This is a genomic window from Thioalkalivibrio sp. ALE16 (assembly GCF_000381305.1).
GTDB lineage: Bacteria > Pseudomonadota > Gammaproteobacteria > Ectothiorhodospirales > Ectothiorhodospiraceae > Thioalkalivibrio.
In genome coordinates this window covers 130281-145798 of the sequence record NZ_KB906355.1, presented here as the reverse complement: position 1 = coordinate 145798, position 15518 = coordinate 130281, and the positions used below count along the sequence as shown (strand labels likewise).

The following is a 15518-nucleotide window of genomic DNA, read 5'->3' as shown; positions in this document are numbered from 1 at the left end:
CTCGAGCGCGAGCGTGTACATTCATCAGTGTTTCCCTGGGGACCGACCGCAACCGCGGGGGTTCCCCCAAAAACCGCGGTGGTACGATAACGCCCGCGAAGGGAACCTCCGGCCCGCAGGCGCCTCCAAGCGACGGGCCGCACCCGCCCCACCGAACTGCCAAGCCACAAACGAGACGCCCATGCCGCGCGCCCTCCGCCGAGCCCTTCTTCCCGTCCTGATCCTCGCCGTCGCCGTGGTGGGCTTCATGGTCCTGCGCGCGACCGGGCCCGAGGCGCCGCCGCCGGAGGCCAGCGAGCGCACCTGGCCGGTACAGGGCGTGACCGCCGAGCCCGGGACGCACCGGCCGGGGGTGATCCTCAACGGGCGCAGCCGCTCCGCCCGCGATGCCCAGCTGCGCGCCGCGGTGGAGGGCGAGATCGAATCCGTGCCGGCGCGCGCCGGCCAGCGCGTGGCCGCCGGCGACACGCTGGTGCAGATCGACCCGCGCGAGGCCCGCCTGCTGCTGGACCAGCGCGAGGCCGAGCGGCGCGAGCTGGAGGGCGCGGTCGAAAGCGAGGAGCTGCGCGCCCGCTTCGACCGCGAGGCCCTGCAGCGCGAGCGCGAACTCCTGGCGATCGCCGAACGCGGCCTGGAGCGCGCCCGCGACCTGCGCGAGCGCAACCTTGGCTCGGAATCGGATCTCGATGCCGCCCGCGAGCGGCTGCAGCAGGCCAGCATCACCGTGGACAACCGCGAGCAGGCCGTGGCCGACGCCCCGATGCGCAGGGCCCAGGCCGAGGCCCGCCTGGCACGTGCCCGCGCCGCCGAGTCCCAGGCCGAGATCGACCTGGAACGCACGATCATTCGCGCGCCCTTCGACGCACGTATCGTGGAGGTCGACGTCGCCGCGGGCGAGCGCGCCCGACCAGGAGACCCGTTGCTGCGACTGTTCGCGGTGGATGACCTGGAGATCCGCGCCAGCCTCCCGGAACACCTGATCGCCCGGGTCGAACGCCTGCTGCAGGGGGACACACCCCTGCCCGCCCGCGCACAGGTCGCCGGCCACACGGTCGAGACCGAACTGGTACGCCTGGAGGGCGAGACCCGTGCCGGCGACGCCGGGATGCGCGGGGTGTTCGAGGTGCGCTCCGGCGGCGAACAACTCCCGCTGAACCGTTTTGTCGAACTGCGCCTGCAACTGCCGGAGGAACCCGACAGTCTTGCGGTGCCATTCGAGTCCCTGTTCGGGCGTGACCGCGTGTTCCGAGTGGTGGACGGGCGCCTGGAGTCGCTGCAGGTCGAGCGCCTGGGCGATTTCATCGATGCGGACGGCAATACCCTCGCGCTGATCCGCAGTGACGCCATCGCCGCCGGCGACACCCTGATCGCCACGCGCCTGCCGAATGCCGTCGATGGCCTGCGGGTCGAGGTGGAACAGCAGGATTCCGGTCGATGAGCGAAGCGGAACCCGGCAACTCGCCGGCACCCGGGCAGCCGATGCCCGGGGGCGGCGCGCAGGACCCTGACCGGCCCCCGCGCGGGCCGATCCAGCTGTTCCTGGAACACCGCCTCGCGGCCAATCTGCTGATCGCGCTGATGCTGCTGGCCGGGGCCTTTGCCCTGACCAAGCTCAACACCCAGTTCTTCCCCAACTTCGAGCTCGACTTCATCACCGTGGAGGTGCCCTGGACCGGGGCCAGCGCGGAGGATGTCGAGCGCGCCATCGTCGACCCGCTGGAGCAGGACCTGCGCACGGTGGACGGCCTGCGCAACATGACCTCCACTTCGGCATTGGGCGTCGGCGTGGTGACCATGGAGTTCGAGGCCGGAACCGACATGACCCTGGCGCTGGAGCAGGTCAACGACCGCGTGAACCAGCAGCGCAACCTGCCGGAAGCGGCCGAGACCCCGGTGGTCACCCGTGTAATCCGCTACGAGCCGGTGGCACGGCTGCTGCTGACCGGCCCCGAAGACCCCCAGCAGCTACGCATCCTCGCGCGTCAGTTCGAGCGCGAGCTGCTGGATGCGGGCATCGCGCGCATCGAGTTCACCGGCCTGACCGAAGACGAGATGGCCGTCCAGGTGCCCTCGGCGACACTCTATCGCCTGGACATGACGCTGGCGGACATCGCCGAGCAGATCCGCGCGATGGCTCAGGACCTGCCGGCCGGCTCGGTGGGCCGCGACGACACCGCGCGCCAGATCCGCAGCCTGGAACAGGCCCGCGACATCGTCAGCTTCGAGCGGCTGGTCCTGCGCGGCGACGGCGAACTGGGACGCCTGACCCTGGGCGACATCGCCACCCTCGACCTGCGCCACCGCGACGGCCAGGTGCGCGCCCGCGCCAACGGCCAGCGCGCGATCGAGATGCAGCTGCTGCGCTCGGAGACCGGCGACTCACTGGAGGCCGCGCAGGTCCTGGAGGACTGGCTGGAAGAAACACGCCCCGCCCTGCCTCCGGGTGTCGATCTGCAGGTGACCGACGCCTTCTGGGAGCTGCTCTCCGAGCGCATCACCCTGCTGCTGAAGAACGGCCTGGGCGGCCTGCTGCTGGTGCTCGGGATCCTGTTCCTCTTCCTCAACCGGCATATCGCCCTGCGCGTGGCGCTGGGCATCCCAATCGCCTTTACCGCCGCGTTCGTGGTGCTGTGGGTGGTCGGCGGCTCCATCAACATGATCTCGCTGTTCGGCTTCATCATGTCGCTGGGGATCATCGTCGACAACGCGATCGTGGTCTCCGAGCACGCCTACAGCCTGCACCAGCGCGGGCTCTCGGCCAGCCGTGCCGCGCGCGACGGCGCCCGGCGCATGGTCGGGCCGGTGATCGCCGCCTCGCTGACCACGGTGGCGGCCTTCCTGCCGCTGATGCTGATCGGCGGCATCATCGGCAACATCCTGTTCGACATCCCGCTGGTGGTGATCTGCGTGATCGTCGCCACGCTCCTGATCGCCTTCCTGATCCTGCCCGCGCACCTGAAAGGCGTGATGCACCGACTCCAGCCGCCGCGCGCCGGCAGCCTGCGCGAGCGCTTCGACAACGGCTTCGAGACCTTCCGCAACGGCGCCTTCCGCCGCGCGGTCACCGTGTCGGTTAACCACTCGGGCACCACCCTGGCGCTGGCGGTCGGCGCGCTGATCCTCGCCATCGGCCTGGCGGCCAGCGGACGCATCGGCTTCACCTTCTTCCCGTCGCCCGAGGGCACCATCGTCAACGCCGGGGTCAACTTTGTCGCCGGCACACCGCCGGAGCGGGTCGAGGCCTTCCTGATCCACGTCGAGGAGGCCCTGGCCGAGACCGAGGAGGCCCTGGGCGGCGACCTGGTGCGCGCCTCCGTCACCCGGCTCGGCCGCGGCATCGATCCCGGCGACGGCAACGCCCCGCGCGGCGACCAGTTCGGCAACATCCAGGTGGAGCTGGTCTCTCCCGAACAGCGCGAAGTGCGTAACCGCGAGTTCATCCAGGCCTGGGAGGACCGCGTGCGCCAGGCCCCCGGGATCGAGAACTTCAGCATCGACGAACGCCAGACCGGGCCGCCCGGACGCGACCTGGAGGTGCGCCTGACCGGCGATGACCCGCACGTCCTGAAGAACGCCGCCCTGGATCTGGCGGAGATTTTCGATGACTTTGCGGGCACCTTCGCCACCAACGACGACACGCCATTCGGTCGCGAACAACTGGTGTTCCAGGTCAAGCCGGAGGGTCGCGCCCTGGGCCTGACCACCGAATCGGTCGGCGCCCAGCTGCGCGATGCCTATGATGGCCACCTCGCCCAGCTCTACCAGGACGGGCTGGAAGAGGTGGAGGTGCGCGTGCGCCTGCCGGATGCCGAGCGCCATTCCAGCGAGAGCCTGGAGCGCCTGAATCTGCGCCTGCCCAGCGGCGAGTTCGTGCCGTTGGGCAGCGTGGTGGACCTGCGCTCGCGTCAGGGCTTCGAGACCCTGCGCCATGCCGACACCCGTCTGGCGATCCAGGTCTCCACCGAGGTCGACCGCAGCGTGAACAACGCCGCACGCATCCGTGCGGCGCTGGAAGACGGCCCGCTAGACGACCTCGCGGCGCGCTACGGCATCGAATACTCGTTCGAGGGGCGCGCGGCCGACCAGGCCGAGACCTTCGCCGACATGCGCACGGGCCTGGTCCTGGCGCTGGGGCTGATGTACATCACCCTGGCCTGGGTGTTCGGGTCCTGGGGCTGGCCGTTGATCGTGATGGCGATCATCCCGTTCGGCATCCTCGGCGCCCTGCTGGGCCACTGGATCCTTAACGTGGAGCTGACCATCCTTTCGCTGTTCGGCCTGTTCGGCCTGACCGGGATCGTGGTCAACAACTCGATCATCCTGGTCAGCTTCTATCAGGGCCTGCGCGAGGCCGGCCTGGCCCTGCAGGAGGCGATCGTCGAGGCCGCCTGCCAGCGCCTGCGCGCGGTGATCCTGACCTCGGTCACCACCATCGCCGGCCTGACCCCGCTGCTGTTCGAGCGCTCGGTCCAGGCCCAGTTCCTGATCCCGATGGCCATCTCCATCGTGTTCGGCCTGGCCATCGCCACCGTGCTGGTACTGTTCGTAATCCCTGCCCTGCTGCGCCTCTACGAAGGCCGCTTCGACCGCGGCGCCACCCTTACCCACCACGCCACCGACTAACACGCTTCCGGCCCAATATTTTCACCACGAAGCACACGAAGGCACGAAGAAGGGCCAGGTCAAGGTCAAAGGCGGGTTGCACCACAGAGGACACGGAGGACACGGAGAAATGCGAGGGCGATCAAGAGAGGTTGCCAAACGCTGGTGCGAGAAGGACGGTGAGTGATCCAGTCTGGCCAGTGGCAGGGCATTCGTGCGTTTCTCTTGCCAACGGTTTCCTGCCGGGCCGAAGCCTTCTTTGATTTTCTCTGTGCTCTCAGTGTCCTCCGTGGTCCAATCGCCCTTCTTCGTGCCTTCGTGTGCTTCGTGGTGAATCAAACGGGCCTGGCGCGGCGGCGGTCGGCGAGGTGGACGGGGATGGAGGCGAGCAGCGCGGCGAGGAACAGGAACAGGCAGAACAGGATGGCATTGGCGAGCCCCAGCCAGACCTGCAGCAGCCCGATCCCGGCCAGCCCGAAGATCGCGGCGGCGCGCGCCGACAGGGCCCAGAACCCGAACCAGCGCCCGGCCTCGCGCACCGGCACCATCATCCCGACCAGCGCGCGCCCGGCCGACTGCGCCGACCCCAGGCACAGCCCGGCGACAATCCCCACGCCGAGGAACACGATCTGCGCCTCCACCGGCCGGCCCAGCAGTGCGCTCAGCCACTGCGCGATGGTCGTGGTGCCGAAGATCGCCAGCACCGCCAGCGCCCATAGCGCCAGGGTCAGCCGATAGATCCGCACCGGCCCGGCACGGTCCTGCAGGAAGCCGAAACCGATCGCCCCGATGATCGCGGTCACCTGGGTGATCACGAACATCGCGATGCGCACCGGCTCGTCCCACTGGATCACCTGCGAGCCGTAGATGAAGGTGAAGGAGATGATGATGTAGATCCCGGCCATCATGAAGAAGATGGACACATACAGCGCGCGCAGCTCACGGCGCTGCCCCAGCGTGACCAGCGCCTCGCGCACCCGCCGCCAGCCCAGGCCCAGCTGCAGCCGCCGGCGCATCCGCCGACGCGTGCCGCGCTCCTTCAGGAACAGGAAGGTCGGGATCGCCGAGATCAGGAAAAACACCGCGGCGAACGGCCCCACCCAGCGAATACGCTCGAAGTTCTCGGCGCTGACCTCGCCCAGCAGGCCCAGGGCAAAGGCGGTGGCGATCAGCCCGCCGATATAGCCCATGCCCCAGCCCAGCCCCGAGATCCAGCCGAGCTTCTCCGGCGGCCCGAGGCTCGGCAGGAAGCTGGCGATGAAGGATTCGCCGATCGCATAGCCGAAGTTGGACGCAATGATCAGCGCCATGCCGAACAGCACCAGCCCCGGCTCGACGAAATACAAAAGCCCCGTCGTCACCACCGTCAGGATCCACGAGGCCATCAGGAAGCGCTTGCGCGAGGCCGTTGCATCCATCACCGCCCCGGCGAACGGGGCCGCGATCACCACCATGGCGTAGCTGATCGCCAGCGCCAGGCTCCACAGCAGGTTGCCCAGGCGATAGTCCGGGGCATCCCCGACGATGATGCGGGTGAACAGATCGCCGAAGATCACCGTGATGATCAGCAGCGTGTAGGCCTGGTTGGCGAAGTCGAACATCGCCCAGCCGAAGATCTCGCGGCGCGGGGCGGGGGCGTCCTCGGGGTGGCGCCGAATCAGCGGCATGCAGGCATCCTGGTGGGCGTGACGGCCGCCATGCTAACGCAGCTCGGGGAAACACTGATCCATGCTGCCCTCAGCGATCCCGGATCACCAGCGCGTCGCCATCGCGCTCGACCGCGAAGTGTTCGAGGAAGCTGCGCCCCAGACGCGAGCGCGGCAGGTCGCCGTCCGGCAGCACGATCGCGCTGACCCCCGCACGCCGCAGCCCCCCCACCTGGAGCTGGTCGATGCGCACCCGCTGGCCATGCCGTGTGCCGCGCTCGTCACGAAAGCGCACCGAGCGCCCCTGGTCGGGATCAATCCCGACGCGCCCGGCATCCGAAGCGCGCAGCAGCACGGAGTCGGCCTGCGGGTCGACCACCAGGGTCACCGCCGTGCCGTTCAGGCCAGCAGTAACGGCGTGATCCCCCCGCGAATCGCGGTGCACCCGAACCGCTGCAGCCTCCCCCGCCGAGGGATCCGGGCGGGCCGGCGCGGGCCGCGGCTGTACCCGCAGCTCGCGCTGCTCGCCGCGATACTCCACCAGGGCCATCCCGGGGCCGGTGCGCAGGACCCGGACACCGCCCAGCCCGGTCTCGCCGGCGGCCACCACCGCCCGCTCGTCGCCCACGGACACCACGGCACGTTCGCCGAACACCGCGTGCAGCCGAAGCTCCTCCGCGGCAACCCCCAGAGGCAGCCAGAGGGCCAGGAGCCCGACGAGCCAGAACCGGCGCCCCGTCAAAGCCCAGGCCGAAACCATTGCATGCGCTGTACGATCCATGGGCCGGTTATACCGGGTTCGGCTGAACGAAGCCCGAACGTCCGCAATGGCACCACGGACACACCACGGCCCGGGCCCGCGCGCCTGCTACCATCGTGGCATTCCCCTTCGCGTGGAGCTGCCGTGTCCCGCCAACCGTCTGACGATTCCGCCCGCCCCGGCCCGACCACCCATGTCGCGCTGCGGCATGCCTTTACCGTAACCGTACTGGTGATCGGGCTGTGGCTGATGCACATGAACCTGCGGGTCCTGCCGGAGGCCGGCGTGGTGGCGCTGTGGATCGCCGTGACCCTGCTGATCGCCCATGGTGGCTTCCGCCGTCATCGGGTACGGCGCGCGGCGTTCCTGCGCGGCTACCTGGAACCCACCAGCCAGTGGCCCCGACGGTTGCGCGGCGGTCCGCTGATGGCCCTGCGCCACCTGGTCATCGGTGCCCTGCTGGGCGGCCTGCTGCTGATCACCCTCGCGCGCATCCCGACACAGGAGGTCTGGGCCGCCCTCCTCGTCGCCGGCTTCGTGCTGGTATTCGGCGAGGCCCTGTTCGTCCGACTGCTGCGGGGACATGCCCATCCACAGTTCGCCCCGGAGCTGGCCCGCTGCGGGGCCCTGCGCCTCACCGGGCTCCTGCTGATCGTCGCCCTGCTGATCCTGGCCCTGCAGGCGCGCTATCCCGACCTGACCGGCGCCACACTGGAACAGGCGGTGTGGTTCCTGGTGCATCACGAGGCCGCGCGCAGTCACCTGCTGGAGGCCGGGCTGCAGCTCGCCGCGGCGCAGGACGGCCTGCGCCTGTGGCTGGGACAGCAGTGGTTCCCGCAGGGAGTGGAGTCCCTGCCGGCCCTGCTCGGCTGGCTGCTGGTGCTTGCCGAACAGGCCTTCCTCGCGGCCGGGTTCCTGCTGCTGGCCAACGGCCTGCTGCCGCTGCGACCGGCAACCGACACCCTGGGCGATCCGCGCAACGCGCCCGTGATCGAGTAGTCGGGTCCGGAGCCACCGACCCATGACCACGCCGGCAGCGCACACCACCTCCAGCAAGGCCCGCGCCGGCCTGTGGCTCTGCATGACCCTGCTGGCCAGTCTCGCCCTGCTCTGGCTCGCCAGTCAGCACGAGCCGCGCAGCTGGGACGGGGACGGCGCGCTGACCCTGCAACTCGGCGAGCAGCGCTACCAGCTCGACCACCAGCGCCTCACCGCGCTCGAGCGCTACACGCTGGAGTGGCTGGAGGCCGGCGACACCGCCGCCCGCGAGCACTGGCAGACCCGCGTGGACGCGGAACTCGAGGCCCGCTTCGCCGCCCTCCATGACCGTGTCCCCGAGGTCGTGGACGGGTACTACTCCCTCGGCGCGGAATACACCCGGCTGTGGCGGCGCGGCGTACAGTGGCTGGGCGACGCCGACCCGGATGCCGGGGCCCGCATGCTGCGCGAACAGCTGCTACCGGACGCCCTCTGGGACGAACCCCTGGGGGAACTCGCGACCCGCGTCGAGTGGGGACTGGACGAACAGCAGCGCCAGGTCCGCGATGCCTGGCGCCTGGAACTGATCGACCGCCTGGCGGATGCCCGTATCCCCAACCCGCCACCCCGCGCCACGGCCACCTCGGCCGCCGAGATCGAACGCGGCCACGCCCTGCATACGGCCCTGGACATCGACCTGGAGCGCTTCGATCAACGCACCGGCCTGGCCGCGACGGCCGCCGCCGGCAGCGGCCTGGCCACGCCCCTGATCGCCCGCGCCGTGCAGGCCCGTCTGGCCGCCCGCACCACCCAGGCGGGGCTGGCCCGCAGCCTGGGGCGCGCCGGACGCGCCGGGGCCCTGGGCGCCGGGGTCTGCGCCTGGAGCGGACCGTTCTCGCTGGGCTGCGGCATCACGGCGGCCGGGGCCACCATCATCGGTGTCGACTGGCTGCTGCTGCGACTCGACGAGGCCCGCCATCGCGAGGACCTGGAACAGGCCCTGCACGAGGCCCTGGACGCACTGGAGACCGAGACCCGCCAGGCGCTGCAGCAGGCGATCGCCGAGCGCGTGGAGGCCCGCCACGCGGCCAGTCGTGCCTCCGTCGAGAACACCTTCCGACCCTGGCGCCGACCAGAACCAGCGTCGGGGGTTGCGTCCGGAGATGGCCACGGCCCCTCCGGGGCCTCGCCATGACGGGAAAACGAGCACCGTCATCGCGAGGAGCGCAGCGACGTGGCGATCTCCGCGGGTGGCCCCGGCGTCGGCCTGGGCAGACGTCGGGGGTTTCGTCCGGAGGTTACTCGCTGCGCTCGCCCTTCGGGCCGGCCTGCGGCCGTTCAACGCGCTTCGCGCTTTTGTGCCACGGCCCCTGGCGGGGCCTCGCAATGACGGGGGCAAGGAGCACCGTCATCGCGAGGCGCATCGCGCCGTGGCGATCTCCCGGGGCAGGCCCGGCGCCGGCCTGGGCGGACGTCGGGGGTTTCGTCCGGAGATGGCCACGGCCCCTGCGGGGCCTCGCCATGACGCGAAAACGAGCACCGTCATCGCGAGCGCCGCAGGCGCGTGGCGACCTCCGTGGACACCCCGACGCCGTCCAGCGGGGACATTACGGGGCCTGCAGCTTCTCGGCAGTCGCGCACGCCTGCGTTACACTCCGCGCACCGTTTTCCCGCGCCCGCGTAGGTCAACATGAACACGATCCCCACCCGCCACAAGACCGTCCCTGTCCGCGTCGGCAACGTCACCGTCGGTGGCAATTCCCCGGTGATGGTGCAGTCGATGACCAACACCGACACCGCCGATGCCCTGCGCACCGCCGTGCAGGTGGCGGAGCTGGCGCGCGCCGGCTCCGAGGTCGTGCGCATCACCGTCAATTCGGAGGACGCAGCCAGGGCCGTGCCGGAGATCCGCGAACGCCTGGATGCGATGGGACTGGAGGTGCCGCTGGTCGGGGACTTCCACTTCAACGGCCACAAGCTGCTGACCAAATACCCCGAGTGTGCCGAGGCGCTGGCCAAGCTGCGCATCAATCCCGGGAATGTCGGCCGCGGCTCGAAGCGCGACGCCCAGTACGCCGCGATGATCGAGACCGCGATCCGCTTTGAGAAGCCGGTGCGCATTGGCGTGAACTGGGGCAGCCTGGACCAGGCCCTGCTCGCGCGGATGATGGACGAGAACAGCCAGCGCGCCGAGCCGGCCGCGCCCGAGGCGGTGATGCAGGAGGCGCTGATCGCCTCGGCGCTGGAGAGCGCCGCCGAGGCCGAACGCATCGGCCTGCCGCATGACCGCATCATCCTCTCGGCCAAGGTCAGTGGTGTGCAGCCGCTGATCAGCGTCTACCAGGACCTGGCCGCGCGCTGCGACTACCCGCTGCACCTCGGGCTGACCGAGGCCGGCATGGGTGCGAAGGGCATCGTCGCCTCCACCGCCGCCCTGGCCGTGCTGCTGCAGCAGGGCATCGGCGACACCATCCGCATCTCGCTCACGCCGGAGCCCGGCGGCGACCGCACCCAGGAGGTCCTGGTCGCCCAGGAGATCCTGCAGAGCATGGGGCTGCGCAGCTTCCTGCCGTCGGTGGTCGCCTGCCCCGGCTGCGGTCGCACCTCCAGCGAGTACTTCCAGCACCTGGCGCAGGACATCCAGTCCTACATCCGCCAGCAGATGCCCAGCTGGAAGCAGCAGTACCCGGGTGTGGAGAAGATGACCGTCGCGGTGATGGGCTGTGTCGTCAACGGCCCCGGCGAGAGCAAGCACGCCAATATCGGCATCTCCCTGCCCGGCACCGGCGAACAGCCGGTGGCCCCGGTGTACGAGGACGGCGAGAAGACCGTGACGCTCAAGGGCGAGCATATTGCCGAAGAATTCCAGGCCCGCGTCGAGGCCTACATCGAACGCCGCTACGGCTAGAAAAATCCATAATCACCACGAAGCACACGAAGGCACGAAGAAAAGCGATCGCACCACAGAGGGCACGGAGAACACAGAGAAATCCAAAGAAGGTTTGGATGGGGCTCAAACCCGCCGAGCACAGCGAAACGGTTCAACCCCCCTATCGACCTTTCTCCGTGCACTCTGTGGTGCAAAAGCCCTTGACCTTGATCTCCTTCGTGCCTTCGTGTGCTTCGTGGTGAAAAACCAACCCGCGCCGGACCGACGCGGGCGGTGGGTCAGAAGTTGTAGGTGTAGCCGCCGACCAGCAGGTCCTGAGCGCCGCTCTCGTCGCGCGAGCCGTAGGTCAGCGAGAAGGTGCCAAAGTCGGTCGCGTGGGCCGCGCCCAGTTCCCAGAACACGGCATTGTCGTCATCGGCGGGACGATCCTGGCCCACCTCGGCGAAAAGCTCGGTACGCGGGGCCACCTCGAATGCCGTACCCGCGAAGAATTCCCGGCTGCCCCGGGCGTCGCGATCATGGGCATGGGCCAGGTAGTTCACCCCCGTGTACACCGGCCCCCAGTCCACCACCACAAAGGTCTCGCCCTCGTAGCGCTCGTCGAGCTCGGTGTAGTGAAAGTGCTCGTAGCCGAACTCGATACCCACCGAACCGACGTCGAAGCCGTAGCCAACGAACGGCACGATCTCGCTGCCGCGACCACTGCCAAGAGTGGAGGCCTGCACGCCGGTAAACACGCCGGTGGGGAAGCCCAGCTCGAAGCCGCCCTGCACCACCGGGTCGTTGTCGGACTTGGACGCACCGTCATCGATGTAGTCGGTGAACACGCCGATGTTGAATTCGGCCTCGGCGGCCTGGATGGCCGGGATGCCGAAGGCGAAGACCCCTGCCACGGTGGCGGCCAGCACGCCGCGATGGAAGTTGCGATGGTTCATGTCGATTCCTCTTCTATCAAACGTTCTTTGCAGGCGTGTTGCCGGATTCTGTCTCCGGCAACACGGTTCGGGTTCCCCGGCATTCAGGCCGGCATGTGCGCGCTCAGCAGCCAGGCGGCCATGCCGAAGTACACAGCCAGGCCGGTAAAATCCTTGATGGTGGTGATGAACGGGTCCGCCCCCGGCGCATGGTCCACCCCGATCTTCAGCAGCACCCACGGCAGCAGGAAGCCCAGGATCGAGGCGGTGAACACCGAGAAGAACAGCGCCGTGCCAACCACGAAACCCAGCTGCGGGATGTCATTCGGCGCACCCTGCCAGAAGTAGGCGAGCGTCCCGGCGAGCACCGCCATGATTACCCCCATGGCCAGGCCCACGCCCCCCTCGCGCACCAGATGGTTGCGGAAGAAGCGACCCAGGTTGATATGCCCCAGGGCAAGCCCGCGGGCGAAGATCGTGGTCGACTGCGTGCCGACGTTGCCGCCCATGTCCATCACCAGCGGGATGAAGATGGCCAGCGCGACCACCGCCGCCAGGGTGTCCTCGAAGAAGTCGATCACCCCGCCCACGGCCAAGCCGCCGGCCAGCGTCACCATCAGGAAGGCCATGCGCACCTTGACCGCATAGCCGATCCCGCCGGAGGTCAACTTCTCCGAGCGCACGACATCCCTGTGGTGCAGCAGGTCACCAATCCCCGCCTTCTTGTAGAAGTCCTCCGAGGTGTCCTCCTCGAGTACGTCCATCGCGTCGTCGATGCGCAGCACGCCCACCAGGACCCCGTCGGCATCCACCACCGGCAGGTACGGCAGATCCGTGCGCTGCAGCAGGCGAGCGGCCTCCACCTTGTCACCGTCGGGCGTGGTGCAGAAGTCCTCCAGCTCGATCAGCTCGCCGACCGCCTGGCCAGGCTCCGCGCGGAACATGCGGCCCAGGCGCACCAGCCCCTGATAGTGGTGGTCACGATCGGTAATCAGCAGCGCCGCCCCGACATCGTCCGGCATATTGCGATCCCCGCGCAGGCGGGCAGTGACCTCGCCGACGGACTCTTCCGGGGTCACCCAGAACACCGGGCGACGCATCACCCGGGCCACGGTGTCCTCGTCCTGCCGCCACAGCGCACGCACCTTGTCGCGCTTGGCGCCCGGCAGAGCACTCAGCAGATCGGCCGCGAGCGGCTTGCCCACCAGGGTCAGAGCGCGCGCCAGGGTATAGGCCGGCAGGCCCTGAACCAGCTCACGCGCCTCCGGCTCGGGCATGTGCTCGAACAGGATCGCCTGCTCTTCGTCGTCCATCGCCAGGAAGATGGCGCGGCGCTCGTTGGTATCCACGCCCTCCAGAATCACCCAGCGCGAACGCGGGTCCAGCTCGGACAGGCGATTGGCGGTGATAGCCGGCACCGGATGGATCATCTCGTCGCGGGCAGCGCCCACGTCGCCGGCATGAATCATTTCCAGGATCTTGTCGTTCATTGCAATGCTCCTTGTGCTTAAAAAATAAAAAACGCACGCGGGGCATCACAAAAGACAAAAGAATCCCGTGACCGCTGGTGGCGGTCTTTTACAAAACCCCCATCAGCGAGACGAACACACTTTTACTTTTTTCACTGCCCCGCAGTGAATTTCCGGGCTAGACCCGGGGTCGTCGTCTTCAGGCGCTGGCATAGCGGCCTCCTGCTGGGTGTTCATGGGTGTGATCCATATCCGTTACGCGCACAGCAATGCACGCACCGGCCCGGTATCCGGGCAGAGGCAGGACAAATCGAATGGCATGGGAGCCCAACCGCCGCGCACACGGGCGGGCGCAGGGACAGGCTTCGGGGCTGGGGAGGCGCCCGCGAGGGGCGTTAGGGGAAAGGCGTTCTGTCACCCCCCGGAGTCACGCATATCGCTGACACCGGGGAGACACCACCGCATTACCGGGTGGCGGGACCCCGCTGGCAACGATATGCACGCTCGTACCGGCCACCGGCCCGACGTTCATGCATCCATCGACAACAGTCCATTGACAGACCTCTGCTACTCAAGGTGGGCGAGATTGTAATTGCGCATATTCAATGGCGCAACCCGGAAAAGTAAAATTCTAGCCAGTCTTTTGTTCAAACCGCTGGATCAGCGCTTTCAGCTCGGCGGCCTCGGCCTGCATGCGGGCGCTGGCGTCGCGCGCATGTGCCGAAACCGATCCCGTTTCGCTGGCCACATCACGGATGGAGGTGACGTTGCGGTTGATCTCCTCGGAGACCGCGCTTTGTTCCTCGACGGCCGTGGCGATCTGGGTGTTCATCTCGGTGATCTGGGCCACGGCCTCGCGGATCGTGGTCAGCGAGTCGCCCGCCGCCTGCGCCTTTTCCACCCCGTCGGCGGCCTGCTCCTGACTGGCCCGCATCGCGGACATCGCCTCGCGCGCGCCACTTTGCAGGGTCTCGATCATGTTGCGGATGGTCACGGTGGACTCGTCGGTGCGCTGCGACAGCGAGCGCACCTCGTCGGCCACCACCGCGAAACCGCGGCCGTGCTCGCCGGCGCGCGCGGCCTCGATCGCGGCATTCAGCGCCAGCAGGTTGGTCTGCTCGGCGATCTCGCGGATCACGCTCAGGATCTTGTCGATCTCCTCGGTGCTGGCCTCGAGCTTGCCCAGCTTCTCGGCGGTGGATTCCACCTCCGCCGCCATGCGATTGATCACGGACACTGTACCGTTCACGACATCCTGCCCGGCGCCGGTCTCCTTCTCGGCGTTGTTGGCGGCCTCGGCCGCGCGCGCGGAATTGCTCGCCATCTCCTGGATGGTCGAGGTCATCTCGTTCATCGCGGTGGCGACCTGGTCGATCTCGTTTTGCTGGCGCTCCACGCCGGAGGCGGTCTGCTCCACGCTGCTGGCCATGGCATGGGCATCGTCGTTCACCGCGTCGGCCTTGTCCTCGATCCGGCCCAGCACGGTGCGCAGCTTCGCCTCCCCGAACTGCTGCACCAGCTCCAGCGAAGCGCTGTCGTCGCGGCGCCCGGTGTAGATCGCCTCCATTACCGGGTTGTCGAACTGCTCCCGGGCCCGATTGACCGCCTGGCGGATACCGGACGTGAACGCCAGCGACGCGATGCCGCCGGCGGCAAAGATCAATACCAGCAGGCCCGCCTGCACCGCTGGCGAGGACGCCAGAAACACGACCGCCAGCGCCAACAGGAAGCCGACGATCCAGGTCCCGGCGAGGCGGCAGGTGAGGCCGTGGTACCAGCGCCGCGCGAAGCTCCGGCCCCGGTTGATCGCGGCATACACCTTCTCCGCACGGGCGACATGCTCGCGCTCGGGGATCGCCCGCACCGACTCGTAGCCGGTCTTGCGGCCGTGCTCGTAGGCGGGGGTCACAAAGGCGTCCACCCAGTAGTGGTCCCCGTTCTTGCGGCGGTTCTTGACGATGCCCATCCAGGCCCGGTCGGCCTTCAGGGTCTCCCACATGTTCGCGTAGGCGGCCTCGGGCATATCCGGGTGGCGCACGATGTTGTGGGCGCCCCCCTCCAGCTCCTCGCAGTCGAACCCGCTGACCTCGACGAAATCATTGTTGGCATAGCGGATACGCCCCTTCTCGTCGGTGGCGGAAATCAGCTCGCCGTGCTGATCAATCGAATACTCCGTCTGGGTGACGGGGAGGTTCTTGCGCATGTCGTACGTCCTTTTGTTTGTTCCACGGGCTCGGGACCCGTGGGATCAGCCATACG

The 15518-nt window shown here is 68.5% G+C and carries 10 protein-coding genes; 5 read left to right on the top strand and 5 right to left on the bottom strand.

Features of this window, described 5'->3' with window-relative positions:
* Nucleotides 1-181: 181 nt before the first annotated feature.
* Both F627_RS0102605 and F627_RS0102600 read left to right on the top strand, forming a co-directional pair.
* Nucleotides 182-1438, top strand: a complete 1257-nt coding sequence (locus F627_RS0102605) for an efflux RND transporter periplasmic adaptor subunit (protein ID WP_019583187.1) — start codon at nucleotides 182-184, stop codon at nucleotides 1436-1438.
* Nucleotides 1435-4623, top strand: a complete 3189-nt coding sequence (locus F627_RS0102600; protein ID WP_019583186.1) for an efflux RND transporter permease subunit — start codon at nucleotides 1435-1437, stop codon at nucleotides 4621-4623. Before F627_RS0102605 ends, F627_RS0102600 begins: the two co-directional genes overlap by 4 nt.
* A 314-nt stretch (nucleotides 4624-4937) precedes the next feature.
* On the opposite strand, the gene F627_RS0102595 is transcribed toward F627_RS0102600, so the two are convergent.
* Nucleotides 4938-6269 (bottom strand): MFS transporter, encoded by a 1332-nt coding sequence (locus tag F627_RS0102595; protein WP_019583185.1) that lies wholly within the window; start codon nucleotides 6267-6269, stop codon nucleotides 4938-4940.
* Nucleotides 6270-6339: 70 nt separating this feature from the next.
* A complete protein-coding gene (locus F627_RS0102590; protein WP_019583184.1) occupies nucleotides 6340-7008 on the bottom strand; it encodes a TIGR02281 family clan AA aspartic protease in 669 nt (222 codons plus the stop codon).
* A 201-nt stretch (nucleotides 7009-7209) separates the two neighbouring features.
* On the opposite strand from F627_RS0102590, the gene F627_RS0102585 reads away from it, so the two are divergent.
* The 3 genes from F627_RS0102585 to ispG all read left to right on the top strand — a co-directional run bounded on the left by F627_RS0102585 (nucleotide 7210) and on the right by ispG (nucleotide 10894).
* Complete coding sequence (locus F627_RS0102585; protein ID WP_369771474.1) at nucleotides 7210-8007, top strand: hypothetical protein; 798 nt, start codon at nucleotides 7210-7212, stop codon at nucleotides 8005-8007.
* Between the two features lie 22 nt (nucleotides 8008-8029).
* Entirely contained in the window at nucleotides 8030-9181 is a 1152-nt protein-coding gene (locus F627_RS0102580) for a hypothetical protein (RefSeq protein WP_019583182.1), read from the top strand.
* A gap of 495 nt (nucleotides 9182-9676) precedes the next feature.
* Nucleotides 9677-10894: a flavodoxin-dependent (E)-4-hydroxy-3-methylbut-2-enyl-diphosphate synthase gene (gene ispG, locus F627_RS0102570; RefSeq protein WP_019583180.1), complete on the top strand. Its 1218-nt coding sequence runs from the start codon at nucleotides 9677-9679 to the stop codon at nucleotides 10892-10894.
* A 260-nt stretch (nucleotides 10895-11154) separates the two neighbouring features.
* On the opposite strand, the gene F627_RS0102565 is transcribed toward ispG, so the two are convergent.
* From F627_RS0102565 to F627_RS0102555, 3 genes are all read right to left on the bottom strand, one after another.
* Complete coding sequence (locus F627_RS0102565; protein WP_018876175.1) at nucleotides 11155-11811, bottom strand: TorF family putative porin; 657 nt, start codon at nucleotides 11809-11811, stop codon at nucleotides 11155-11157.
* An 83-nt stretch (nucleotides 11812-11894) separates the two neighbouring features.
* Nucleotides 11895-13280 (bottom strand): magnesium transporter, encoded by a 1386-nt coding sequence (mgtE, locus tag F627_RS0102560; protein ID WP_019583179.1) that lies wholly within the window; start codon nucleotides 13278-13280, stop codon nucleotides 11895-11897.
* Nucleotides 13281-13890: 610 nt separating this feature from the next.
* Nucleotides 13891-15462, bottom strand: coding sequence for a PAS domain-containing methyl-accepting chemotaxis protein (locus tag F627_RS0102555; RefSeq protein ID WP_019583178.1), 1572 nt, complete (start codon nucleotides 15460-15462; stop codon nucleotides 13891-13893).
* Nucleotides 15463-15518: the final 56 nt, after the last annotated feature.

Coding starts and splice junctions, on each gene's coding strand:
- F627_RS0102605 (WP_019583187.1), top strand. CDS start 182: ATGCCGCGCGCCCTCCGCCGAGCCCTTCTTCCCGTCCTGATCCTCGCC.
- F627_RS0102600 (WP_019583186.1), top strand. CDS start 1,435: ATGAGCGAAGCGGAACCCGGCAACTCGCCGGCACCCGGGCAGCCGATG.
- F627_RS0102595 (WP_019583185.1), bottom strand. CDS start 6,269: ATGCCGCTGATTCGGCGCCACCCCGAGGACGCCCCCGCCCCGCGCCGC.
- F627_RS0102590 (WP_019583184.1), bottom strand. CDS start 7,008: ATGGTTTCGGCCTGGGCTTTGACGGGGCGCCGGTTCTGGCTCGTCGGG.
- F627_RS0102580 (WP_019583182.1), top strand. CDS start 8,030: ATGACCACGCCGGCAGCGCACACCACCTCCAGCAAGGCCCGCGCCGGC.
- ispG (WP_019583180.1), top strand. CDS start 9,677: ATGAACACGATCCCCACCCGCCACAAGACCGTCCCTGTCCGCGTCGGC.
- F627_RS0102565 (WP_018876175.1), bottom strand. CDS start 11,811: ATGAACCATCGCAACTTCCATCGCGGCGTGCTGGCCGCCACCGTGGCA.
- mgtE (WP_019583179.1), bottom strand. CDS start 13,280: ATGAACGACAAGATCCTGGAAATGATTCATGCCGGCGACGTGGGCGCT.
- F627_RS0102555 (WP_019583178.1), bottom strand. CDS start 15,462: ATGCGCAAGAACCTCCCCGTCACCCAGACGGAGTATTCGATTGATCAG.